This is a genomic window from Brevibacterium permense, from assembly GCF_013280495.1.
In the GTDB taxonomy this organism is placed as follows: Bacteria; Actinomycetota; Actinomycetes; order Actinomycetales; family Brevibacteriaceae; genus Brevibacterium; species Brevibacterium permense.
In genome coordinates, this window is sequence record NZ_JABSSX010000001.1 from 485,122 (window position 1) to 506,119 (window position 20,998).

Genomic DNA, 20,998 nt, shown 5'->3' on the forward strand with positions numbered 1-20,998 from the left:
TCACGGCATAGGGGAGTGAAACCGCTGCCGTCAGTGACGGCACCGGTCAGTTCGCGCGGACCAAGCCGGAGTTGAACGCGGCGATGACGATCTGCACGCGGTCTCGGGCATCGAGCTTCGTGAGGATGTTGCTGACGTGGACTTTGACGGTTCCCGGTGCCAGAACGAGCGCCTCGGCGATCTCAGCGTTGGACAGTCCCTGAGCGACGAGGCGGACCACGTCCTTCTCTCGGGCGGTCAGTTCCGCCAGCGCATCATCGTCTCCCGTCTGGACCGTCTGAACGGCACCGGAGGAGGTGAAGCGTTTGAGCAGTCGGCGCGTCGTGCTCGGCGCCACGACGGAGTCTCCGTCATGGATGTGCCTGATGGCGGAGACGAGCTCCTCGGTGCTCGCGTCCTTGAGGAGGAACCCACTGGCTCCCGCGCGCAGAGCCTCGTATACGTATTCGTCGAGGTCGAACGTCGTGAGGATGAGGACCTTGGGAGGATGCTCGAGTGAGCGGATGAGCCTTGTGGCCTCGACCCCGTTCATCGACGGCATGCGCACATCCATGACGACGACGTCGAATTCCTCTTGGTGCACCAGCTCATAGGCCCCGGCTCCGTTCTCGGCAGATCCGGCGATGGTGAGACCCGGCTGGCCGCCCAGAATCATCTCGAAGCCTCTGCGGATCATCTCCTGATCATCGACGAGGAGCAGGCGAATGGTCATGATTGGCCGCCTCCCACCGGCAGACAGGCGTGGACTTCGAAACCTCGGGAGCCGCGTGACCCCGTGTGCAGAGTCCCGCCGTAGGCATTGACTCTCTCACGCATGCCGACGAGACCATGACCGCTATGTCTGTTCCCAGGGTCCGGCTTCTGCGAGGTTCCGTCATCGGTGATGCGGACGACCACCTCGCTGCTGCTCTGCTCGATGACGATGTTCACCTCCGTCAGCTGTGGTCCGGCGTGCTTGTGCACGTTGGTCAGCGCCTCTTGGACGATGCGGTACACCGTCAGGCTCAGGCCCGCTGAGAGCGCAAGGTGCTCACCGCGGTGGTCGAAGCTGATCGGCAGTCCTGCCTTCCGGGACTCCACGACAAGCTGTCCGAGCTCAGCGATCCCAGGTTGGGGAGCCTCCTCGGCGGATTGACCCGAACGCAGCACGGCGAGCATGCTGCGCATCTCTTGGAGGGCATTGCGGCCGGTATCCCGAACATCTTCCATCGCACTCTTCGCCTGGGCCGGCTGGGTCTCGACGGTGGCCACAGCCCCATCGGCAAGGACGGAGACGACGCTGAGGCTGTGCGAGACGACATCATGGATTTCGCGGGCGATGCGTTCGCGTTCCTGTGCGGCGATGATCTGCTCCTGGGCCCGTGCTTCGCGTTCGAGCTGCTCGGCTCGTTCACGAAGGCTGCGCACATGGTCGCGTCGGATTCTCACCAGCGCACCCCACGTGCCGGTCCAGATGGTGATTGCGATGAGCACGCCGACGTCTCCGACCGACATGAATTCTGCACGGACCGGGGCCGCAGTGGCGATGATGAGGATGGTGATGACCGCTGCTGTCGCGGGAACGGAGACGTTCCAACGGAAACGCGACGACAGCGTGTACAGGGCGAAGAGGATCATGACGTCGGCGATCATCAACTCGATGCCGACAGCAAGATGAACGGCCGCGACGACGGAGATGGCGGCGAAGACCGCGAGCGGATACCTGTGCCGGATCAGGTACGGGGCGCAGAGGCCGATTGAGAAGAGGACTCCGGTGCCCGGCCACATGCCCTCGGGTACGGACGCGAACTGAATCGGCAGGTTGTAGACGAATACGGCGACGGCGATGACCGAGTTGATGAGGATCGGATGAGCCTCGACCCACGATCGGATGGAGTCATAACGACGATGCCCGCTGAGCCGTGAGCCAGCAGGTGGCGAAGGACTGCTCCATCGTTGCCTCATCAACTCAAGCCTAACGTGACCCGCCCAGCGCCGAGGTGGGGAGACCTCGCTGGCTCCGACAAGGATGGGGCGGTAGTGCAGACGTGCATTGACGTCGCCACGGTCGTGGCTCGGCGTCGCATGCGGAATGGGCTTCCCGACCCGCAAGGAGAATGACTATCAGTTCGTGGTCCGGAGCAGTCCTGCCTCTGTTCGGCGGAACCCAGACGAATCGCGATAGAAGGCGTCAAGGCGAGGTTCATAGTCGACGTGGACCCATTCGCAACCTGCAGCTTTGGCTTCATCAATCAGAGTAAGGACAAGGACTCTTCCAATACCGCGCCTCTGATGATCAGGGTGAACAGTTGCGTCGAGCACGAAAGCGTGGGCGCCGCCGTCCCAACGAGCGTGGACGAACCCCGATCAGCTCGTCGTCAGATAACGCGCCGATCCACGTCAGGCTGTGCCGTTGCAGACGCGCGGCCCACGGTTTCACCTCGTTGCATGAGTATCCGAACGCTCGTGCATGGAGCTCAGACAGGTGGGCGTCATCAACAGCAAATCGCGCACGGAATTCTATGTCCTGGGCCCTGACCATCAGTATGACCGATAGGTCAACATGGTGAGCTTCGCTGAATTCTCTGGCAGCAGCACAGAACCGGGAACCCCTGGCACAGTCGCTCCCGATCTGGGAGAATTGATGCATGGAATCTGCGGTGCTACTCGACACTGACGCAATCAGAGATGCTTGCGAAAGATTCGGTGTGGAACGGCTTCGCATTTTCGGGTCCGTGCTCACGGATCGGTTCAATCCGGAGACCAGCGACATCGACTTCCTCGTCACCTTTCAACCGGAGCGGGACAATCTGTACTACGACTACTTCGATCTGAAGGCTGAGCTGGAGCGGATCGTCGGACGTCGAGTCGATCTGGTCATGGAACGCTCGGTGAAGAACCCTTTCTTCAAGGCGGCCGTGTTCGAGAGTGCACAGGACGTGTATGCAGCGTGATACGGGCGCACATCTCTGGGACGCTGCTGAAGCGGCCAAGCTGGTCCGTGAGTTCGCTGGAGGCAAGACCGAAGCGGAATTCAATTCCGATCTCATCGTTCGCTCAGCAATCGAGCGCCAACTGGAGATTCTGGGTGAGGCGCTGAAGCGCCTCCGCAGAGACGATGCTGACACCGCTGCTCGAGTGCCCGGACTCGATCGAATCGTTGGGCTACGGAATGTCCTTGCCCATGAATACGGCGACATCAACTACGAAATACTCTGGCTGGCGACCACAACCGAAATCCCCGGCCTGATCACGATCCTCAATGAGCTCGTCGATGAGGCCAGAGGTGCTGCGGGACTGTAGCGGTACCAGTGCGAAGACTGCTGATCGATCACTGCCGACGGTAGACTTGTGCGTAATGCGCGGATTTCCAGGAAGGTTGATCGGCCCCAATCCGCCTGTGCTTGGTGGGGATTAGACTCGCTCTATGAGTTCACTCCCCAACGACACCGGTACGACCGCCACCACCACCGCAGACACCGACGAAACCACCGCAGACGACACCGTCACCCCCACGATCCCAGATCCCGCCGAGGCGGCCGCCTCCCAGGTACACCTGCCCACCGCCGATGACGCGCACGACATCGCGCCCGGTCTGGTCACCCTGCGCCGTGCCCTGCACGAGAACGTCGAGGTGGGACTCGACCTGCCGGTGACGCAGAAACTCGTCCTCGACGCCATCGATGGCCTCGACGTCGAGGTGAGCACGGGTGAGAGGCTGTCGTCGATCGTCGTCGTCCTGCGCGGCGGCGCGAGGAAGAAGGACTCGACCGGGGTCGTGCCCGCCGTGCTCCTGCGCGGGGACATGGACGGACTGCCCGTCACCGAGGCGACCGGATTCGACTTCGCGGCCACCTCGGGGAGGATGCACGCCTGCGGCCACGACCTGCACACCGCCGGGCTCGTCGGCGCGCTCAAACTCCTCCACCGCGACCGCGACTCCCTGGCCGGCGACGTCGTGTTCATGTTCCAACCCGGCGAAGAGGGCTATGACGGGGCCGGGAAGATGATCGACGAAGGCGTCCTCGACGCCGCGGGTCCCCGCGTCAAAGCCGCCTTCGGCATCCACGTCTCCGCCGACGCCGACCTCGGGGTCGCCAGTTCCCGCCCCGGGTCGTACATGGCGGCGTTTTCGAAGATGACGATCACCGTGAACGGCAAGGGCACGCACGCCTCGCGCCCGGCCACCGGCAAGGACCCCATTCAGGTCGGGGCCATGCTCGTGGGCCAGCTGCAGGAATACGTCACCCGCCGCTTCGACATCTTCGACCCGCTCGTGATCACCGTCGGCCAGTTCAACGGCGGCACCGCTCCCAATGTCGTCCCCGACTTCGCGACCTTGGTCGTCAGTGTGCGCACGTTCTCTGAAGCTGTGACCTCCCGCGCCGAGGCGGAGCTGCCTCAGCTCGTTCGTGATCTCGTCGCCGCCCATGGTCTGAGCGCCGACGTCGAGTACGAGCAGATCCTGCCGCCGACGATCAACGACGACGCTGAAGCCGAGTTCTTCCTCTCCACCTTCACCGACCTCTTCGGCGAGGAGCGGACCGTGCGCAAGGCGAATCCGCTGCCCGGTTCCGAGGACTTCTCCCGTGTGCTCGACGCCGTGCCCGGAGCTTATGGACACTTCGGAGTCGCCCTGCCGAACCTGCCGGTCGAAGAACGCGAGGCCAACCATTCCCCACGCGCCCGCCACAGCGACGACGGTCTTGCCGACCAGGCTCTGTTCCTCGCTCATCTGGCGGGGCGTCGGCTGGCGCAGCTGTCCGAGGGCTGAACGCCCGACCCCTGGCCTGGACGGTGGAAACGGCATACGGTGCAGGGATAGGTCCCGTGCAGGGCGACGTCGTATCAGGAGCAGAGTTGTGAAGAGGAATAGTCGATGAGCGTGTACGCCTACCCGAGTGAAACCATCAGGGAGGCCGAAAAGCCGCTGCTCGAGGCCGACATCCCGCTCATGGCCCGAGCTGCGCGAGCACTCGCGAACAGCGCGGCGGCCATGCTGAAGGCCGACCACGGACAGGTCACCGGCACCCGCGTGAGCGTACTGGCCGGGCCGGGCAACAACGCCGGGGACGCACTCTTCGCCGCGGCGACTCTGGGAAGGCGCGGTGCCGCCGTCACGGTCATCACCCTCTTCGATCGCACTCACGACGATGGACTGGCCGCGGCACGAAGCGCCGGTGCGCAGGTGATCGCGTTCGACTCGGCCGAGGCCGATGCGGCCCGGGCCGACGCTCTGCGCGAACTCTCCCGCGCCGTTCTCGTCCTCGACGGCATCCTCGGCACGGGCGGTCGGCGCGGACTGCCTGATCACATCTCCTCACTTATCGCCGATTGGGCCCCGCACCGGACCTGCCGCCTCATCGCCGTCGACGTCCCCTCCGACCTCGACCCGAACCACACCGGGGCAGAGAAACGACTCCACGCCGACCGCACTGTGACCTTCGGCGGCCTCAAGGCCGAACTCATCGATCCGCGTGTGGACGAGTTCATCGGAACCATCGACGTCATGGATATCGGCCTCGGCCTCGACCCCAGCTCGGCCGCCGCGGAGCTGCTCGATCATGAAGATCTCGTCGCCGGATTCCCGCGCCCCGATGCGACCGGGCACAAGTACTCCCGCGGTGTCACCGGGGTCCTCGCCGGCTCCGAGGACTACCCGGGCGCGGGCGTGCTCACCACCACCTCGGCGGTGAACACCGGAGCCGGGATGGTCCGTTACCTCGGCTCCCCGCTCGTCGCCGAATACGTCCTCGGCCTCCACCCCGAGGTCGTCAACGCCTCTGGCCGCATCGACTCCGTCGTCCTCGGCCCGGGCGATCCCGAGTCCGAATTCGTGCAGGGCGTCGCCGAGGCGCTGGCCGGCAACCGCACACCGGTCGTCGTCGACGCAGGCGGCCTCGACATGATCGCCCGCGCGGAATCGATGGCAGGCACCTGGCTGGCCGACCGCCCGCTCATCATCACCCCGCACGCCGCCGAGCTGGCACGGCTGCTCAGCCGCCTCCTCGGCGAGATCATCACCGCCGGTCGGATCGGGGCGAACCCGATGCGGTGGGCGCAGCGAGCCGCGCAGCTGACCGGCGCGATCGTCCTGCTCAAGGGCCATCACACGGTCATCGCCGCCCCCGACGGGCACGTCGTTCTGCCTGCACCGGGGCCAGGCACCCTCGCCACAGCGGGCTCCGGGGACGTGCTCGCCGGGATCCTCGGCACGCTCGCCGCGATCACCGCCGCCCACGGCCGCTACGACAGCGACGATCGGACGCGTCCACCCCGTGAGTGGGCTCGTCTGGCCGGACTCGGAGTGCTGCTGCACAACGAGGCCGGCCGGCGCGCGGTGACCGCGTCCGGATTCGCCGATGCCCTCGCCGAGGTGGTCGGCGAACTCATCCACGGCACCGACTGAATCCGCTCACCCACTTCAGTGGATGAGGATCTGCGTCTTCGTCGTGCCCTCCCACTTCATCGCCTTGACGAGGCTGGACTCGTACATCGACACACAGCCGGCGGTCTTCATCGACTCTGTGTTCGCATGCAGGAAGATCGCCGATCCCTTCCCCGGTGTGCGAGCCTCGTTGTAGCCGATGACCTGGGCATACTTGTACGGCTTCGGCTGGTAGAGGGATTCACCCTCGTACCCTTCGGACTTCCGCTGCATCGTGTTGTATCCCTCGGCCTTCGTCGCGTCACCGTCGACCCAGACATGATCGCGGGTGACCTTCGTCCACGGCTTGCCCAACCCGGGATTCGCCGAGGTGCCGAATCCATTGCGCATCCAGAACACACCCTTCGGGGTCTTGCCGTCACCTTCCCGTTTGCTCGACGTGCTGCCGTTGTAGCCGAGGCGGGCCTTGAACGGGCCGCTGTCGCGGACGTACCGGTGGCCGGACTTCTTGCACAGGTAGATATCGGCGGTGGTCGTCGACCGCTGCTTGACCTCGATGGCCTTCGCGGCCGTCACCGAGCTGTTTGCCTCAATGCCGGTGCAGTACTTCGCGGCTGCCTCGGCGGGATCGGTCTGTCCGATCACGGTGAGGCCCGCCGCGAACAGGACAGCCGTGATCACCATTGCGAGGATACGGGCTGGTGTGGTGTGCATGATGTCTCCTACTTCATCGAATGGCTCGTCGAGCCGGTCTTCGCCGACACGTCGTCGGCTGCACCTGCGACACCGGCGCCGGAGCCGAAGGCCGCGGGGGATCAGCGTAGCGAAGGTGCTGGTCGGCGGGGGTCGGCGGTAGTCTTATCCAGTGACATCTTTCGACATCCCCGAGGCTCTCGTCCGGGCCGAGATCGACGAGGCGGCCCTGTGCGACAACGCCGCCGTCCTCGCCGATCGCCTCTCTCCTGCCCGCCTCAAATGCGTCGTCAAAGCCAACGCCTACGGCCACGGCATCGACCTCGTCGCACCCGCTCTCTTCTCGGCAGGCTGGCGCGAGTTCTGTGTGGCCACGATCCCCGAAGCCCTTCGTCTGCGCAGCCTGCTCGGCCCAGAAGCGCAGATCCTCGCCTGGCTCTACGGACCGACCACCGACCTCGACGAGGCGGTGCGCGCCGACATCGAACTGGGGATTTCGACGGTCGGCGCCCTCGACCGACTCGCCGAGGCGGCCCGCCGCACCGGCGTCACGGCCCGAGCCCATCTCAAGATCGACACCGGACTCGGCCGCAACGGTCTGTCCCCGGAAGCACTCGTCCGTGCCTTCGACTGGCTGCGCCGCCACGTCGAAGACAGCCACACCGACGACTCTGGGAACCCCGAGGCCGGAGCCGATATCCGCGTCGTCGGGATCATGAGCCACTTCGCGGTCGCCGACGAACCCGAACGTCCAGAGACCGCAGCACAGAGCGCGGTCTTCTCCTCTGCCCACGGGCAGCTTCGGGCCGTCCTCGACACCGCGGACGGCCGCCTCGGCGAATCGGATGACCTGGATGTGCACATCGCGAACTCACCGGGAGCGCTCACCCTGGGTCCGTGCCCGGGCACCTCGGCGAGGGTGGGGCTCGCTCTCTACGGCCTGTCCCCGCTCGAAGACGGGGATCCGGCGGCCCTCGGGCTCCGGCCGGTCATGCGGCTGACCTCCAGCGTCATCAATCTCAAGGACATTCCCGCAGGTCACGGCGCCTCCTACGGGCTGACATTCACCGCCGCGACCGATACCCGGTTCGCGCTCGTGCCCGGTGGGTACGGGGACGGACTGCCGCGGGCGGCCTCGAATCGCGCCGAGGTGGCCATCCGGGGTCGTCGTTACCCCGTCGTCGGGCGTATCGCCATGGATCAGATGATCATCGACATCGGTGCTGGCAACGATGAGGTCGCCATGGGCGACGAGGTCGTCATCTTCGGCCCCGGTGGGCCGAGCGCGGCCGAATGGGGGACCTGGGCGAACACGATCAACTACGAGATCGTCACCCAGCTCAGCGCCCGCGTCGACCGGGTCGCCCGGAAGGGGGACGGCCGATGAGGGTCCATCTCGAGTCCTTGGAGCAGATGCGCTCGTTCGCTGGCGCCCTGGCCGAGCATCTGCACGCCGGCGACCTGCTCATCCTCACGGGCAACCTCGGTGCGGGGAAGACGACGTTCACGCAGTCGCTGGGCAAAGCCCTCGATGTGGCCGGGCGGATCACCTCGCCGACGTTCGTCATCGCCCGCGAGCACCCGTCGCGCTCGGGCGGGCCTGCCCTCGTTCACGTCGATGCGTATCGGTTGGCAGACGGGGAGGAGCTCGAAGATCTCGACCTCGACTCCGAACTGGATGAGTCGATCACGGTGGTCGAATGGGGAGCCGGCCTGGCCGAGCAGCTCAGCAGCGATCACCTCGACATCACCATCACCCCGGTGTGGGACGAAGACGCAGGGGACGATGAGTTGGTCGGTGTGGACGACGAGGACGAGGCGGAGGACGAACGGCGCACCGTCGACCTCACCGGCCGCGGGGATGCCTGGGCCGAGCGCATGCCGGCGGTTGAGGCCGCTGTCTCGGCACTGGCGGGCGTGCGAGTCGACGACCCGGCCTCTGCAGATCTGCCTGCCGAGGACTTCGCGGATGAGGGAGACGAATCATGATCATTCTGGCCATCGACACCTCGCAGTCGGCCTCTGTGGCCCTCGTGGATACGGACGCCGGTTCGGTCATCGCCGCTGAACAGGCCGATGACCAGCGTCGACACGTTGAGTTCATCGGTCCTGCGCTCGCCGGCGTGCTCACCGAGGATGCCCGACCCGAACTCGTCGTCGTCGGCATCGGGCCCGGACCCTTCACCGGTCTGCGGGTGGGTATCGCCGCCGGAATCGCGGTCGGTCAGGCCCGCGGGATTCCCGTCAAGGGCCTGCTGTCCCAAGCCGCAATCGCCGAAGAGTTCGCCCGCAGTGCCGAAGGCTCTCCAGCACTTGCGTCGGAGGTCGCCTCGCCCGCCGCGGACGCCTCCGGCCACCCCGTTCTCATCGCCTCTGATGCCCGCCGCAAAGAGGTCTATTTCAGCGTCTATGACTCCGCCGACGCCAGACTGAACGCGGGACCGTTCGTGGCCAAACCGGCCGAGGTTGCTTCAGTTCTCGCCGACAACGGCTGCCGGCTCGACACGATCGATCAGAAGCTCGGCCGCGGATTCCTCCTCTATCCGGACATCCTCGGAGCGTCGAGCACCGAGTCCCTCACCGATCCTCGTGCCGAATATCTTGCCTTCGCGGCGGCACGGGAACTCACCGCCGGCCGAGACCTTGCCGACCCGATCCCCGAATACCTGCGAGAACCCGATGCGAAAGCGACCCCGGTACGTGAGAGCTCATTGAAATGACCTCCACGACCGTCGCCGAGCTTCCCTGGTGGGACCTCGCCGAGGTGGCCGACCACGATGCGGCGATCTTCGGTCCGACCGCATGGACGCTCGGCTACTACTGGTCGGTCAAGGCGCAGAACGGCACGGTCATGCTCGCCGCCAAGACCGCCTCGGCGGGGGAAACGGATGTGGACGGCGCAGCCACGGTTAGTGAGTTCGCCGCCTCGGCGGGGGAGTTGGCAGGGTGGATCGTCATGTCGGGGGCCGGTGCGGAAGCCGATGTGATGACGATCGCCACCACCGAGGCTGCGCGCGGCACAGGCATCGGACGTGCCTTGCTGCAGGCCGGAATCGATTGGGCGAAGGAACGCGGCTGCGAGGTCGTCCACCTCGAGGTCGACGAACGCAATGCTGCGGCGCTGGGGATGTACGCATCCTTCGGGTTCGAAGAATGGGGGCGGCGCCCGGACTACTATCCGGGCGCCGCGGGAATTCTCATGCGGCTGCGGATCGGCGACTGATCCTTCTCAAATGGCACCCTAGGCGACCGGAACCGTGCGCTGCTCGGTCGCCTCGGTGAGGTCGACGAGCAGCGCTCCGTTGAGTCGGAAGGCCTCCATCGTCTCGTCGATGACGATCTGCTCGTCACCGCCGGTCGCCGCTACCTGGTCGAGGAGTCGGCGGTAGGCGTCTTTGTACGGCTTGGTCTTGCCGAGCTCAGCGAAATCCCACATCGTCAGCGAGGTCGCCGGCAGACTGTAGTGCCGGCCCATGAGGGTGCCGATCGCCTGACCGCCGGAGAGGTCCCCGAGGTAGCGCGTGTAGTGGTGGGCGATGACCTGTTCGGCCCGTTCGAGTCCCGAAAGGTGCGCGGCATAGGCGGTGGCACTGGGCATGACAGGCAGCTCGGTGCCGTCGAGCGCGGCCTGGTCGGCAGCGATGCGGTCGGCCCGGAACAGACGGGCGTCGAAGAACGGCGCGAAGACCGGATCCTCGGCGAACTCCCGTGACTTCGACTCGAGCACGCCGTAGATGACGTCGTACTGCTTGAGCAGGAGGGCGTAGGCCCTTGCGTCGAGGCGTCCTTCCATGAGGTCGACCATGAATGTGGTGTGTTCGACCTCGTCGTGGATGGTGGCGGTGCTGGCTTTGAGGCGAGCGGAGAACGGTTCAGACATGATGGGGAGTGCGGCCAACCGAATGCTGGTCTGCCGCCCAGGCGGTGTGATCGGCATCATTGCGTATCTATAGCTTAGCCTAACCTGAGTTTCGGGAGGTGGTCCTGCCCCGAAGCCGTGGAGGTCAAACGGGTAGTCTAAAGGGTATGACACGTGTGCAACTGGCAGATACCGATCTCTTCGTCCACCCTCTTCAGCTTGGCGGCAACCCCTTCGGCTGGGGTGCGGATCGGGATCAGAGCTTCGCTGTCCTCGACGCCTATGCCGAGGCAGGCGGAAACTTCATCGACACCGCCGATGCGTATTCGGCCTGGGTCGAGGGGAACTCGGGCGGAGAGTCCGAAACGATCATCGGCGAATGGATGAAGGCTCGCGGCAATCGCGACGAGATGGTCATCGCCACCAAGGTCGGCATGCACCCGAAGGGGCAGGGCCTCGATCCGGCGAACATCCGCAACTGCGTCGACGACTCGCTGCGCCGACTCGGCACCGACCACATAGATGTCTACTATGCCCACAGAGACGATGACGACGTCGACCAGGTCGCCGTCGCCGAGACCTTCGACGCGCTCGTCCGGTCCGGCAAGGTCAGCTACCTCGGGGCATCGAACTTCAGCCTCGAGCGACTGCAGAAAGCCCGGAAGATCTCGACGAAGTTCTCGCTTGCCTGCTATCGAGTCGTCCAGGACCGGTTCAACCTCGTCTCTCGTGCCGCCGTCGATCCGCAGAAGCAGGCGTACCTGCGATCTGAAGGGATGGCCGAACTGCCCTTCCACTCACTGGCCTCCGGTTTCCTCACCGGCAAGCACACCGGCGGCGACGCCACCGGCAGCGTCCGCGGTGACCGTGTCGCCGATTTCGTCGACGACCAGAAAGCCCTCGGTGCCCTCGAAATCCTCCACGATGTCGCCGCCGACCACGGTGCAACGATGACGGCCACGGCGATCGCGTGGCAGCTCACTCACGATTTCATCCCCTCGACGATCGCCTCGGCACGCGTGCCCGAACAGCTCACCGAGCTGCTCGCCGGAACGGAGATGCAGCTGAGTCCTGATCAGAAGGCTGCCCTCGACGGAGCCTGGGTGGAAGCATGAGTGCGATCAGCCCGCGCCTGGTCACCTGGGAGAACGGCACCGACCTCGTCATCGAGCTGCTCCTGGCCCGCGACGTCGAAACGGTGTGGAACGCACTGACCGATGCCGAGAGCGCACGGGCATGGTTCGCGCCGTTCCGCCTCGGCGATGAGACGGCTGCGGGGGAGTCCGATACGGCTGACGAAATTGACGCCGACGCACCCGCGTCCCGGCCGATTACGTTTGCGCTCGAGGACATCGATCTGAATGGATCTGTCCTCAGCTGCGAGGACTTCGATCACGTGCTGCTCGAACTCGACGACTTCGGAGTGCTCGGTCTCCGCGTACTGCCGATCGAGGGGGAGACCGGTCAGGAGACCCTGCTCGTGTTCACCCATACCGCGCCTGATGCCGATACCGCCCGCGGTCAGGCCGCCGAGGTGGGGCCGATGTGGGATACGCATCTGCGGCTGTTCGCCCGCACCCTCGGTGTGGACATCGCCGAGGTGACCGAACCGGAACTCGTGGCCGTCTACTCCGACCTCGATCTCGAAGTCGCGGAGTCCGCCGACGCCCGGGAGGACGGATCATGAGCGACCCACTCGTCCTCGGCATCGAATCCTCGTGTGACGAAACCGGGGTCGGCATCGTCCGCGGCCGCACGCTGCTGACGAACACCGTGTCCTCGTCGATGGACGAACACGTCCGCTTCGGCGGAGTCGTGCCCGAAGTCGCCTCCCGCGCACATGTGCAGGCCATCGGCCCGGCCATCGCCTCTGCCTGTGAGACCGCCGAGGTGGAGCTGTCCGATATCGACGCCGTCGCCGTGACCGCCGGACCGGGTCTCTCCGGTGCGCTCATGGTCGGGGTCGGCGCGGCCAAAGGGCTGGCCGCGGCGCTGGGCAAACCGCTGTACGGAGTGAACCATCTGGCCGCGCATGTCGCCGTCGACCTCGTCGCCGAGGATGTCGACGGGCTGACCACTCCGACCATCGCTCTGCTCGTCTCCGGTGGGCACACCGAGATTCTGCGCATCGGCGACCTCGTCGAGGACATCGAGCTCCTCGGCGCCACCATCGACGATGCCGCAGGTGAGGCCTTCGACAAGACCGCGCGCCTGCTGGGTCTCAACTATCCCGGCGGCCCGAACATCTCGAAGGCAGCTCTCGGCCTGCTCGACGGCACCGGGATCCCCGGCGACCGGAAGGCAGTGAAGTTCCCACGCGGACTCGCGAAGAAGCAGGACCTGCGGGACCCCGAGCGCCGGTATAACTTCTCGTTCTCCGGGCTGAAGACCGCTGCACTGCGCGAGGTGACGAAGGCCGAAACTCTGGGTGCGGACCTGCGGGTGGCCGATATCGCCGCCGGGTTCGAAGACGCCGTTGTCGACGTGCTCGTGACCAAGACACTGCTCGCTGCGGCCGATACAGGCATCAACCATGTCGTGCTCGGCGGTGGAGTCGCCGCGAATTCGCACCTGCGGGAAGTGCTCGCAGACCGCTGCGCCGAGGCTGGAGTGACGCTGCGGGTGCCGCCGCTGAAACTCTGCACGGACAACGGAGCCATGGTCGCAGCTCTCGGTGCGGAGCTCGTCTCCCGCGGAATCGGACCGAGTGACCTGTCCTTCGCCGCCGTCTCCTCTTTGGATGTCGATCATGTCCTCGTCTGAGAACGACCCGAACAGCCTCGCCGAGCGGAACGCACAGGCGGCGAAGTCAACACGTCTGCCTGCCGGTCGGCCGCCTCGGCGATCAGGTGATGGGTGGACGTACGGGTCCGATGGGAAGAAGCATTGGGGTCTGAACGGGGCCGCTGGGCTCATGCTCGTCGATCCCGAGCGCGGGGTGCTCATGCAGCACCGGGCGCTGTGGTCGGTCGAGGGCGGGACCTGGGGATTCCCCGGCGGCGCCCGCGATATGGGCGAGTCGGCGGTCGAGGCCGCTGTCCGTGAGTCTTGGGAAGAGGCCGGGGTGCCTGACCAGGACGGATCGGGCATCGAGATCCTCGAGACGCATGTCCTTGACCTGGATACCTGGTCATACACGACGGTGATCGCGAAGACCCTGCGCCGCTTCGACCCCGTCATCAACGACCCCGAGAGCATCCAGCTGGCGTGGGTGCCGCTCGATGAACTCGACGATTTTGAGCTGCACCCGGGAGTCGCCGCCGCACTGCCGACGCTCTTGGAGCTGCTGCGCCCCCACCTGTGAGCTCGGCTCGCTCGCCGGTGGGGTTGTGCCTGCGGGCCTATATGTCTCCTGCGGGCGGATCCGCCTCGAAATCTCCTTGCGAATCGTGGTGGATCCACCCCTAGGACGCATGAGGGGCTGATGCGGCCGCGGGTGGGCGCAATCGAACCCGGAAGAGCCGCCTCAGCTGTAGGAGCTGCGGAGGTCGCCGATGAGCGAGCGGGTCACCTCGGTGAGCGAACCCGTGGTGCCGAATACCTTCTGCAGGCGCTGGTAGGGCACGCCGCGTTCGATGATCGAGGTGATCGAGTGCAGCTCGTCGACACAGCCGAGGCGTTCGGCGACGGGCGAGAGCCGCTCGATCTCATCGGCGAGGCACTCGGTGACGAGACGCTCGTCGGCCGCGGCGTTCTCGATGATGATCGCGTCCATGCCGTAGCGGGCGGCGCGCCACTTGTTCTCGTTGTGGAACCAATCGGGCATCGTCGGCAGAGTCTCACCGGCGTCGAGGCGTTCGGACATGTCATCGACGAGGCACTGGATGAACGCAGTGACAGCGAGGATCTCCTCGAGGGTCGGCAGTCCGTCGCAGACACGGACCTCGACGGTGCCCCAGTGCGGGGCCGGCCGGATGTCCCAGCGAATCTCGTTGATATTGTCGATGATCCCGGTGGTGAGCATATCGTCGACGTACTTCTCGTAGTCCGCCCACTGATCGAATTGGAACGGCAGACCGGCCGTCGGCAGCTGCTGGAACATCATCGCCCGGTTCGAGGCATAGCCGGTGTCCGTACCGCCCCAGAACGGAGACGACGCGGACAGTGCCTGCAGGTGCGGGACATAGGCGAGCAGTGCGTTGACGATCGGCAGCACCTTGTCGCGTGAGTCGACGCCGACGTGGACGTGGACGCCGAAGATGAGCATGTTCCGACCCCACCACTGGGTGCGGTCGACGAGTTCGAGGTAGCGGTCCTTCGCTCGGACCTCCTGCGACTGCCACTGCGCGAACGGGTGGGTGCCCGCCGACATCAGTTCGACACCACGTGCCTCGGTCAGCTTCCGCAGCGCCCCGATCGAGGTGGCGAGATCCTCGGCGACGGTCGACACCTGTTTGTGCACGCCGGTGACGAGTTCGATGGTGTTCGTCAGCATCTCTCCGACGATGTGCTTTTCGTACTCGGGCGCATGCTCGGCCACATCCGCTAACAGAGTCTCGGCAGCCGGGGTCAGATCCAGGCTGCGAGAATCCAGCAGAGCCAGTTCCCACTCGACACCGAGGGTGGAGCGGGGAGAGCGTGCGAAATCGACCATGATCCGATCATAATCGCGCTCGCCCGATTCCCCTGTCTCAGCGGCGACATTCGAGCTGTGTGATGCCCCGCATTCCCCCGCCGAGGCGGCTCTGCCGTCCCGCGATGCGCTCGCTTTCCTTGCCCCGCCGATCACGGCGCCCGGCCCGCCGTTCACGCTGCGCGGCGTGCGTCCTCGGCCAGGCGGCTGCCCGAAGCGGTGTCGAAGAGGTGCAGGCGCGCGGCATCGGGAGCGACACGCACGGTGTCCCCGCGGCGGATCGTCGAGCGGCCGGCGACGCGAGCCACCACTGTCTTCTCGCCCCCGGCCAGGACTGCTCGACCGTGGACGTAGGCATCGGCGCCGAGCTCCTCGACGAGATCGACGGTGACCTCGAGGCCTTGCGTCTCGGTGACCTTCAGATCCTCCGGACGGATGCCGACGGTGACCGTCTCACCGGTGACCTGCTCACGCTGCTGCGCAGTCAGGGACAGCTCGACAGCGCCGAGGCGCAGCGACGTTCCCTCGACCGGCACCCCGATGAGGTTCATCGCCGGCGAGCCCATGAAGCCAGCGACGAAGAGGTTCGCCGGTCGATCGTAGAGGTTCGCCGGAGTGTCCACCTGCTGCAGCCGGCCATCGGCGAGGACCGCGACCCGGTCGCCCATCGTCATCGCCTCCACCTGATCGTGGGTGACGTAGACGGTGGTGACGCCGAGGCGGCGGGTCAGCGAGGCGATCTGCGCGCGGGTCTGCACCCGCAGCTTCGCATCGAGGTTCGACAGCGGCTCGTCCATGAGGAAGACCTGCGGGGACCGGACGATGGCACGACCCATCGCCACCCGCTGGCGCTGCCCGCCGGACAGCGCCTTCGGCTTGCGATCGAGGTACGGCTCCAGGTCGAGCAGGCGGGCGGCCTCCTCGACGCGCTGATCGCGTTCCTGCTTGGCGACTCCCGCGATCTTCAGGGCAAAGGCCATGTTCTCGCGCACGCTCATATGCGGGTAGAGCGCATAGTTCTGGAACACCATCGCAATATCGCGTTCCCTGGGGGAGAGGTCCGTGACATCGTGGTCGCCGATGCGGATGTGACCGGAATCGACGGGTTCGAGCCCGGCGAGCATGCGCAGGGTCGTCGACTTCCCGCAGCCCGAAGGGCCGACGAGGACCAGGAACTCCCCGTCGGCGATGTCGAGGCTGACCTCGTCGACGGAGGGCTTGAGTGCCTCGGGGTATTGACGAAGTGCTTTGTCGAAGGTGACTGTGGCCATTGTTCTCAACCTTTCACGGATGCGTGCGCACCCGAAGATCCACGGTGATCGGTCAGTGATTGATCGGACGATGAGCGTTGGGACGAAGAGAGCTCGGACGATGAGCGTTGGGACGAAGAGAGCTCGGACGAAGTTGGTTCCGGCGTTGTGCGATCGGGCGAGACGAGACTCGCCTTCTGCTGTGCAGCCGTCTGCGCTGCACAGGACCGGTACTGCTGCCGCACCCGCGATGGACGCGGATGCAGAGTGGCCACGAGCTCGACGGTCCAGTCCGGCAGAGACCCAGACAGTGTCCACGCCGCCTGCCGAGCCGCCCCGATGGCGACGTATTCGGCCTGTTCGGGCACGTCGATGGGCACGGTGAAGATATCGCGGGCGACCTCCCGGACGGCAGGATTGCGTGCCGCCCCGCCGATGAGCACCAGCCGTCCGGCCTCCAGCCCCTGCGCCTGCACCGCGTCGAGCCCGTCGGCCAGACCGCACAGCATTCCCTCGACGAAGGCGCGGGCGACATTCTCCGCCGCGGAGTTCGCCAAGGTCATCCCCTCGAGGCGAGCCGTGGCATTGGGCAGGTTCGGGGTGCGCTCGCCCTCGAAATACGGGACGAGCGTGAGCCCGTCCGCTCCCGGCTGGGACGCCAGCGCGAGGGCCGCGAGTTCGTCGTGGCTGACCCGCAGCAGCTTCGCCGCCGAATCGAGGACGCGGGCGGCATTGAGCGTGGCGACCAGCGGCAGGCGCCCGCCGTCGGCCGAGGCGAACCCGGCGACCGTGCCGGACGAATCGGCGATGGGCAGGTCGGTGGTGCCGAAGACCGTACCGGACGTTCCGATCGAGATGACGAGATCCCCCGAGGTGACCCCGAGTCCCAGCGCCGCGGCCGCATTGTCGCCGGCCCCGGGGCCCACGAGGATTCCGTCCGGGCTGTGCCCGGCCGCCTCGTTGGGGGCGAGGACGCGGGGAAGGACGATCGCCGAGGCGGCTCGCCCGTCCCCGTCCACGTCCGGTGAATCCGCCTCCGCGTCCGTATCCGCGGCGCAGGGCAGGCCCGCGGCCTCACGGGCGGACGCACCGAAGGCGATGCGGAAGAGATCGAGATCGTAGCGGGAGGTGGAAGGGTCGAAGTAGGCGGTGCCGCTGGCATCGGATGCGTCGGTGACCAGGGCCTCGAGCACGGGACCGCGGACGGAGGCGTCGGCAGGGCCGTACCCGAGGAAGCGCCAGCTCAGCCAGTCATGCGGCAGGGCGACGGCGGCGACCCGGGCGGCATTGCCCGGTTCGGCATCGCGCAGCCACAGCAGTTTGGCGGCGGTGAAGGAGGCGACGGGCAGCACCCCGGTGCGTGCGACGTAGTCGGCGGCTCCGACCGCGTTGATGAGGTCTCTGGCCGCGGCCTTGCTGCGCAGATCGTTCCACAGCAGGGCATCGCGGATGACCCGGCCCTCGGCGTCGAGGGCGACGAGTCCATGCTGCTGACCGCTGATGCTCAGCCCCGCGACATCGTCGAGTCCGCCGGCAGCCGCGATCGCCTCCTGCAGCGCCGTCCACCAGGCTTCGGGGGGCGACCTCGGTGCCGGGAGGGTGCGGGGACGAACCGGTGCGGATGATGTCTCCCGAGTCCGGATCGGCGATGACGACCTTGCAGCTCTGGGTCGAGGAGTCGACACCGGCGACGAACCTGCGATTCGAACTCATCGGAACTCCTCCTCGGCTGGGGCACCACCGGGGTCGGCCGCCTCGGCGAGGATCTCATCGGCCAACGCACGGTCGATGATCGCGATATCGAGGATCCCGGCGGCACAGGCGGCACGGACCGCGCGGGCGCGCTCGGCTCCGCGGGCGACGCCCACGGTCGTCGAAGCGCGGCGGAGCTGATCGAGGGTGACGGCGATGACGCGGTCGTCGATCGTGGTGACATCGGATCCGTCGGCGGCGAACAGACGTCCGGACACCTCGGCGATGGCGCCGTCGTCGATGCCCGCCTGACGTTGGGCGGGGGAGCACTTCTCCCACACCGAGGACAGGCCCTCGGCCCAGGAGGCCACGGAGACCACGGCGAGGTCGAGGTCATCGGCGGCGGCCAGGGTTCCGGAGATCTCGGGCAGGGCACGCAAATCAGCAGCGGTTCCCGCCTCGGTGACGAGCAGCGGGGCTGGCAGGCGGACCATGCTCACGGCCGGATCCTGGCCCAGCCGGGTGAATATCTCCGAGCTGGGACGGTGTGATTCCAGGCGCAGCGCCCCGGCGAGCTGGACGATCGTGCAGCGGGGCAGGGCCGGGGTGAACGCGGCCGCGGAATCCAAGGTGCGCGACCAGGACAGACCGATGCGCATCCCCGGATGGGCGTGGCGGCCGACCAGCGACAGTGCAGCCCGACCCATCTGCTGGGAGGCTTGGGTCTCGTCCGGGATGTCGGCGATGACGACCGAGTCGAGGCCCAACGCCGCGGCGACCTGTTCGGCCAGACCGTCGGCTTCACCGGCGTCGGCTTCGATGGTGATGGTCACGACTCCGGTATCGACGGCCTCCTGGAGGAGGCGGGCGACCTGGAACCGGCTGAGTCCGTTCGACTTGCCGATCTCGACCTTGGAACGCCCCTCGATGTAGTGATCGCGGGCCAGCTGCGCGAGGAAGCGACGGTGGCGGGCGGTGGGCACCGTTGACATGGGCCTCCCTTCGGCGTCGACGACTTTGTGTTCGCTCATATGTGAAGTGTTGCACATCTGATTGGATCGTGACACAGTATTGCACATATGAGCACGGATGCTCATATGATTTTCTCGCAGCGAACCGACGGCGGGCTGCGATCCCGCAAGGACGAGGGAAGGCACAACGATGAAACACCTGATCACGGGCCGGAGAGCCGCCTGGGCGGCCATCGGCATGGTGGGAGCACTGGCACTGTCCGGCTGTGGTGGTGCCGGCGGCAGCTCGGCCGGAGACGGCGGCGACGAAGTCAACGTCCTCATGGTCAACAATCCGCAGATGCAGGACCTGCAGAAGCTCACGGCCGACCACTTCACCAAGGAAACGGGCATCAAGGTCAACTACACCGTGCTGCCGGAGAACGAAGTGCGGGCGAAGATCGGCCAGGAGTTTGCCGCTCAGGCCGGCAACTACGACGTCGCCTCGATGTCGAACTACGAGATCCCGACCTACGCGAAGAACAAGTGGCTGACGCCCATGGACGAAGGCGTCGTCGATGCCGAGGGCTTCGACCAGGACGACATCCTCGCGCCGATGGCCGAGTCGATGACGGTCGACGACCAGGTCTATGGTGAGCCGTTCTACGGTGAGGGCTCGTTCCTCATGTATCGCACGGACATCTTCGACAAGGCCGGCGTGGAGATGCCGGAGAACCCGACCTGGGACGAAGTCGCGAAGCTCGCGGCGAAGGTCGACGGCGCCGAGAAGGGCACGAAGGGCATCTGCCTGCGCGGACTGCCCGGCTGGGGCGAGATGTTCGCGCCGCTGACGACCGTGGTCAACACCTTCGGCGGAACCTGGTTCGACGAAGACTGGAACGCGCAGGTCGATTCCAAGGAATTCAAGGAAGCCACGAACTTCTACGTCGACCTCATCAAGGACCACGGCGAATCCGGTGCCCCGCAGGCCGGCTACACCGAATGCCTGACGAACCTGCAGCAGGGCAAGGTCGCCATGTGGTACGACTCGACGGCCGCCACCGGAACCCTCGAGGCCGATGACTCTCCCGTCAAGGGCAAGATCGGCTACGTCGCGGCGCCGGTGAAGGAGACGGAGTCGAGCTCCTGGCTCTACACCTGGGCATGGGGCATCCAGGCCGCAGGCAAGAACCAGGACGCGGCGAAGCAGTTCGTGGCCTGGGCCTCGTCGAAGGACTACGAGGAGACCGTCGCCGAGGAGCTCGGCTGGCAGCATGTGCCGGCGGGCAAGCGGACCTCGACCTATGAGAACCCCGAGTACCAGAATGCCGCGAAGCCCTTCTACCAGCAGACCGAGGACGCCATCAACTCGGCCGATCCGGTCAGCCCAGGAGTCCAGCCGCGGCCGACGCTGGGAGTCCAGTTCGTGACGATCCCCGAATTCGCGGACCTCGCCACGGGTATCTCCGAAGACGTCAGCTCCGCCATCGCCGGTCGCACGTCGGCCGATGCGGCCCTGAAGAAGGGCCAGAAGGAAGCCGAGAAGGTCGGAGACAAGTACAAGAAGTGACCGATCGCCTCGGGGAGGGTGACGATCACCCTCCCCGAGGCGGC

The 20,998-nt window shown here is 66.2% G+C and carries 21 protein-coding genes and 1 pseudogene; 13 read left to right on the forward strand and 9 right to left on the reverse strand.

What is annotated here, in order from left to right:
• Positions 1-46: 46 nt before the first annotated feature.
• From HK353_RS02270 to HK353_RS16895, 3 genes are all read right to left on the reverse strand, one after another.
• Positions 47-712 carry a response regulator transcription factor gene (locus tag HK353_RS02270; protein ID WP_173151822.1) on the reverse strand — a complete coding sequence of 222 codons (666 nt, stop codon included), beginning with the start codon at positions 710-712 and terminating at the stop codon, positions 47-49.
• Positions 709-1,944: a sensor histidine kinase gene (locus HK353_RS02275; RefSeq protein ID WP_173151824.1), complete on the reverse strand. Its 1,236-nt coding sequence runs from the start codon at positions 1,942-1,944 to the stop codon at positions 709-711. Before HK353_RS02275 ends, HK353_RS02270 begins: the two co-directional genes overlap by 4 nt.
• 159 nt (positions 1,945-2,103) lie before the next feature.
• The gene (locus tag HK353_RS16895) at positions 2,104-2,301 is read right to left on the reverse strand and encodes a GNAT family N-acetyltransferase (protein ID WP_342589783.1); all 198 of its coding nucleotides are present in this window, start codon (positions 2,299-2,301) and stop codon (positions 2,104-2,106) included.
• A 326-nt stretch (positions 2,302-2,627) separates the two neighbouring features.
• Between HK353_RS16895 and HK353_RS02285 the strand changes: the two genes are divergently transcribed.
• The 4 genes from HK353_RS02285 to HK353_RS02300 all read left to right on the forward strand — a co-directional run bounded on the left by HK353_RS02285 (position 2,628) and on the right by HK353_RS02300 (position 6,388).
• The gene (locus tag HK353_RS02285) at positions 2,628-2,933 is read left to right on the forward strand and encodes a nucleotidyltransferase family protein (protein ID WP_173151826.1); all 306 of its coding nucleotides are present in this window, start codon (positions 2,628-2,630) and stop codon (positions 2,931-2,933) included.
• Positions 2,923-3,282: a HepT-like ribonuclease domain-containing protein gene (locus HK353_RS02290; RefSeq protein WP_173151828.1), complete on the forward strand. Its 360-nt coding sequence runs from the start codon at positions 2,923-2,925 to the stop codon at positions 3,280-3,282. Before HK353_RS02285 ends, HK353_RS02290 begins: the two co-directional genes overlap by 11 nt.
• A gap of 124 nt (positions 3,283-3,406) precedes the next feature.
• Positions 3,407-4,753, forward strand: a complete 1,347-nt coding sequence (locus HK353_RS02295) for a M20 metallopeptidase family protein (RefSeq protein WP_173151830.1) — start codon at positions 3,407-3,409, stop codon at positions 4,751-4,753.
• Between the two features lie 105 nt (positions 4,754-4,858).
• On the forward strand, positions 4,859-6,388 hold the full coding sequence (locus tag HK353_RS02300) for a bifunctional ADP-dependent NAD(P)H-hydrate dehydratase/NAD(P)H-hydrate epimerase (protein WP_173151832.1): 1,530 nt from the start codon (positions 4,859-4,861) through the stop codon (positions 6,386-6,388).
• Positions 6,389-6,403: 15 nt separating this feature from the next.
• Here the strand turns inward: HK353_RS02300 and HK353_RS02305 are convergent, their stop codons facing one another.
• On the reverse strand, positions 6,404-7,081 hold the full coding sequence (locus HK353_RS02305; protein ID WP_173151834.1) for a hypothetical protein: 678 nt from the start codon (positions 7,079-7,081) through the stop codon (positions 6,404-6,406).
• 151 nt (positions 7,082-7,232) lie between these two features.
• Here HK353_RS02305 and alr point away from each other — a divergent pair, with 151 nt between their 5' ends.
• From alr to HK353_RS02325, 4 genes are read left to right on the forward strand one after another with little or no spacing between them, the layout of a single operon-like run.
• On the forward strand, positions 7,233-8,447 hold the full coding sequence (gene alr / locus HK353_RS02310) for an alanine racemase (RefSeq protein ID WP_173151836.1): 1,215 nt from the start codon (positions 7,233-7,235) through the stop codon (positions 8,445-8,447).
• Positions 8,444-9,049 carry a tRNA (adenosine(37)-N6)-threonylcarbamoyltransferase complex ATPase subunit type 1 TsaE gene (tsaE, locus tag HK353_RS02315; RefSeq protein ID WP_173151845.1) on the forward strand — a complete coding sequence of 202 codons (606 nt, stop codon included), beginning with the start codon at positions 8,444-8,446 and terminating at the stop codon, positions 9,047-9,049. Before alr ends, tsaE begins: the two co-directional genes overlap by 4 nt.
• Positions 9,046-9,780, forward strand: a complete 735-nt coding sequence (gene tsaB, locus HK353_RS02320; RefSeq protein WP_173151847.1) for a tRNA (adenosine(37)-N6)-threonylcarbamoyltransferase complex dimerization subunit type 1 TsaB — start codon at positions 9,046-9,048, stop codon at positions 9,778-9,780. The genes tsaE and tsaB overlap by 4 nt, the downstream gene beginning before the upstream one ends.
• Positions 9,777-10,283 (forward strand): GNAT family N-acetyltransferase, encoded by a 507-nt coding sequence (locus HK353_RS02325; protein ID WP_173151849.1) that lies wholly within the window; start codon positions 9,777-9,779, stop codon positions 10,281-10,283. Before tsaB ends, HK353_RS02325 begins: the two co-directional genes overlap by 4 nt.
• An 18-nt stretch (positions 10,284-10,301) precedes the next feature.
• On the opposite strand, the gene HK353_RS02330 is transcribed toward HK353_RS02325, so the two are convergent.
• Positions 10,302-10,940, reverse strand: a complete 639-nt coding sequence (locus HK353_RS02330) for a biliverdin-producing heme oxygenase (RefSeq protein ID WP_173151851.1) — start codon at positions 10,938-10,940, stop codon at positions 10,302-10,304.
• A 146-nt stretch (positions 10,941-11,086) separates the two neighbouring features.
• Between HK353_RS02330 and HK353_RS02335 the strand changes: the two genes are divergently transcribed.
• From HK353_RS02335 to HK353_RS02350, 4 genes are read left to right on the forward strand one after another with little or no spacing between them, the layout of a single operon-like run.
• Positions 11,087-12,034, forward strand: a complete 948-nt coding sequence (locus tag HK353_RS02335; RefSeq protein ID WP_173151853.1) for an aldo/keto reductase — start codon at positions 11,087-11,089, stop codon at positions 12,032-12,034.
• Positions 12,031-12,606 (forward strand): SRPBCC family protein, encoded by a 576-nt coding sequence (locus HK353_RS02340; RefSeq protein ID WP_173151855.1) that lies wholly within the window; start codon positions 12,031-12,033, stop codon positions 12,604-12,606. The genes HK353_RS02335 and HK353_RS02340 overlap by 4 nt, the downstream gene beginning before the upstream one ends.
• Complete coding sequence (gene tsaD / locus HK353_RS02345; RefSeq protein ID WP_173151857.1) at positions 12,603-13,682, forward strand: tRNA (adenosine(37)-N6)-threonylcarbamoyltransferase complex transferase subunit TsaD; 1,080 nt, start codon at positions 12,603-12,605, stop codon at positions 13,680-13,682. Before HK353_RS02340 ends, tsaD begins: the two co-directional genes overlap by 4 nt.
• Positions 13,660-14,223: an NUDIX domain-containing protein gene (locus HK353_RS02350; protein ID WP_173151859.1), complete on the forward strand. Its 564-nt coding sequence runs from the start codon at positions 13,660-13,662 to the stop codon at positions 14,221-14,223. Before tsaD ends, HK353_RS02350 begins: the two co-directional genes overlap by 23 nt.
• A 162-nt stretch (positions 14,224-14,385) precedes the next feature.
• Here the strand turns inward: HK353_RS02350 and HK353_RS02355 are convergent, their stop codons facing one another.
• From HK353_RS02355 to HK353_RS02370, 4 genes and pseudogenes are all read right to left on the reverse strand, one after another.
• Positions 14,386-15,513, reverse strand: a complete 1,128-nt coding sequence (locus HK353_RS02355; RefSeq protein ID WP_173151861.1) for a glutamate--cysteine ligase — start codon at positions 15,511-15,513, stop codon at positions 14,386-14,388.
• 152 nt (positions 15,514-15,665) lie between these two features.
• Positions 15,666-16,763 carry an ABC transporter ATP-binding protein gene (locus HK353_RS02360; RefSeq protein ID WP_173151863.1) on the reverse strand — a complete coding sequence of 366 codons (1,098 nt, stop codon included), beginning with the start codon at positions 16,761-16,763 and terminating at the stop codon, positions 15,666-15,668.
• 194 nt (positions 16,764-16,957) lie between these two features.
• Positions 16,958-18,455: pseudogene (locus HK353_RS02365) on the reverse strand (xylulokinase); the annotation flags it as partial.
• Positions 18,452-19,465 carry a sugar-binding domain-containing protein gene (locus tag HK353_RS02370; protein ID WP_173151865.1) on the reverse strand — a complete coding sequence of 338 codons (1,014 nt, stop codon included), beginning with the start codon at positions 19,463-19,465 and terminating at the stop codon, positions 18,452-18,454. The gene HK353_RS02370 and the pseudogene HK353_RS02365, both read right to left, overlap by 4 nt.
• A gap of 130 nt (positions 19,466-19,595) precedes the next feature.
• On the opposite strand from HK353_RS02370, the gene HK353_RS02375 reads away from it, so the two are divergent.
• The gene (locus HK353_RS02375) at positions 19,596-20,954 is read left to right on the forward strand and encodes an ABC transporter substrate-binding protein (protein WP_173151867.1); all 1,359 of its coding nucleotides are present in this window, start codon (positions 19,596-19,598) and stop codon (positions 20,952-20,954) included.
• Positions 20,955-20,998 lie beyond the last annotated feature (44 nt).

What these genes read in the sequence shown, in the direction of transcription:
- HK353_RS02335 (WP_173151853.1), top strand. Translation starts at nt 11,087, where the DNA reads ATGACACGTGTGCAACTGGCAGATACCGATCTCTTCGTCCACCCTCTT.
- HK353_RS02355 (WP_173151861.1), bottom strand. Translation starts at nt 15,513, where the DNA reads ATGGTCGATTTCGCACGCTCTCCCCGCTCCACCCTCGGTGTCGAGTGG.
- HK353_RS02305 (WP_173151834.1), bottom strand. Translation starts at nt 7,081, where the DNA reads ATGCACACCACACCAGCCCGTATCCTCGCAATGGTGATCACGGCTGTC.
- HK353_RS02290 (WP_173151828.1), top strand. Translation starts at nt 2,923, where the DNA reads ATGCAGCGTGATACGGGCGCACATCTCTGGGACGCTGCTGAAGCGGCC.
- HK353_RS02350 (WP_173151859.1), top strand. Translation starts at nt 13,660, where the DNA reads ATGTCGATCATGTCCTCGTCTGAGAACGACCCGAACAGCCTCGCCGAG.
- HK353_RS02325 (WP_173151849.1), top strand. Translation starts at nt 9,777, where the DNA reads ATGACCTCCACGACCGTCGCCGAGCTTCCCTGGTGGGACCTCGCCGAG.
- HK353_RS02370 (WP_173151865.1), bottom strand. Translation starts at nt 19,465, where the DNA reads ATGAGCGAACACAAAGTCGTCGACGCCGAAGGGAGGCCCATGTCAACG.
- tsaD (WP_173151857.1), top strand. Translation starts at nt 12,603, where the DNA reads ATGAGCGACCCACTCGTCCTCGGCATCGAATCCTCGTGTGACGAAACC.
- HK353_RS02285 (WP_173151826.1), top strand. Translation starts at nt 2,628, where the DNA reads ATGGAATCTGCGGTGCTACTCGACACTGACGCAATCAGAGATGCTTGC.
- HK353_RS02270 (WP_173151822.1), bottom strand. Translation starts at nt 712, where the DNA reads ATGACCATTCGCCTGCTCCTCGTCGATGATCAGGAGATGATCCGCAGA.
- tsaB (WP_173151847.1), top strand. Translation starts at nt 9,046, where the DNA reads ATGATCATTCTGGCCATCGACACCTCGCAGTCGGCCTCTGTGGCCCTC.
- tsaE (WP_173151845.1), top strand. Translation starts at nt 8,444, where the DNA reads ATGAGGGTCCATCTCGAGTCCTTGGAGCAGATGCGCTCGTTCGCTGGC.
- HK353_RS02300 (WP_173151832.1), top strand. Translation starts at nt 4,859, where the DNA reads ATGAGCGTGTACGCCTACCCGAGTGAAACCATCAGGGAGGCCGAAAAG.
- HK353_RS02340 (WP_173151855.1), top strand. Translation starts at nt 12,031, where the DNA reads ATGAGTGCGATCAGCCCGCGCCTGGTCACCTGGGAGAACGGCACCGAC.
- HK353_RS02360 (WP_173151863.1), bottom strand. Translation starts at nt 16,763, where the DNA reads ATGGCCACAGTCACCTTCGACAAAGCACTTCGTCAATACCCCGAGGCA.
- HK353_RS02330 (WP_173151851.1), bottom strand. Translation starts at nt 10,940, where the DNA reads ATGTCTGAACCGTTCTCCGCTCGCCTCAAAGCCAGCACCGCCACCATC.
- HK353_RS02275 (WP_173151824.1), bottom strand. Translation starts at nt 1,944, where the DNA reads ATGAGGCAACGATGGAGCAGTCCTTCGCCACCTGCTGGCTCACGGCTC.
- HK353_RS02375 (WP_173151867.1), top strand. Translation starts at nt 19,596, where the DNA reads ATGAAACACCTGATCACGGGCCGGAGAGCCGCCTGGGCGGCCATCGGC.
- HK353_RS02295 (WP_173151830.1), top strand. Translation starts at nt 3,407, where the DNA reads ATGAGTTCACTCCCCAACGACACCGGTACGACCGCCACCACCACCGCA.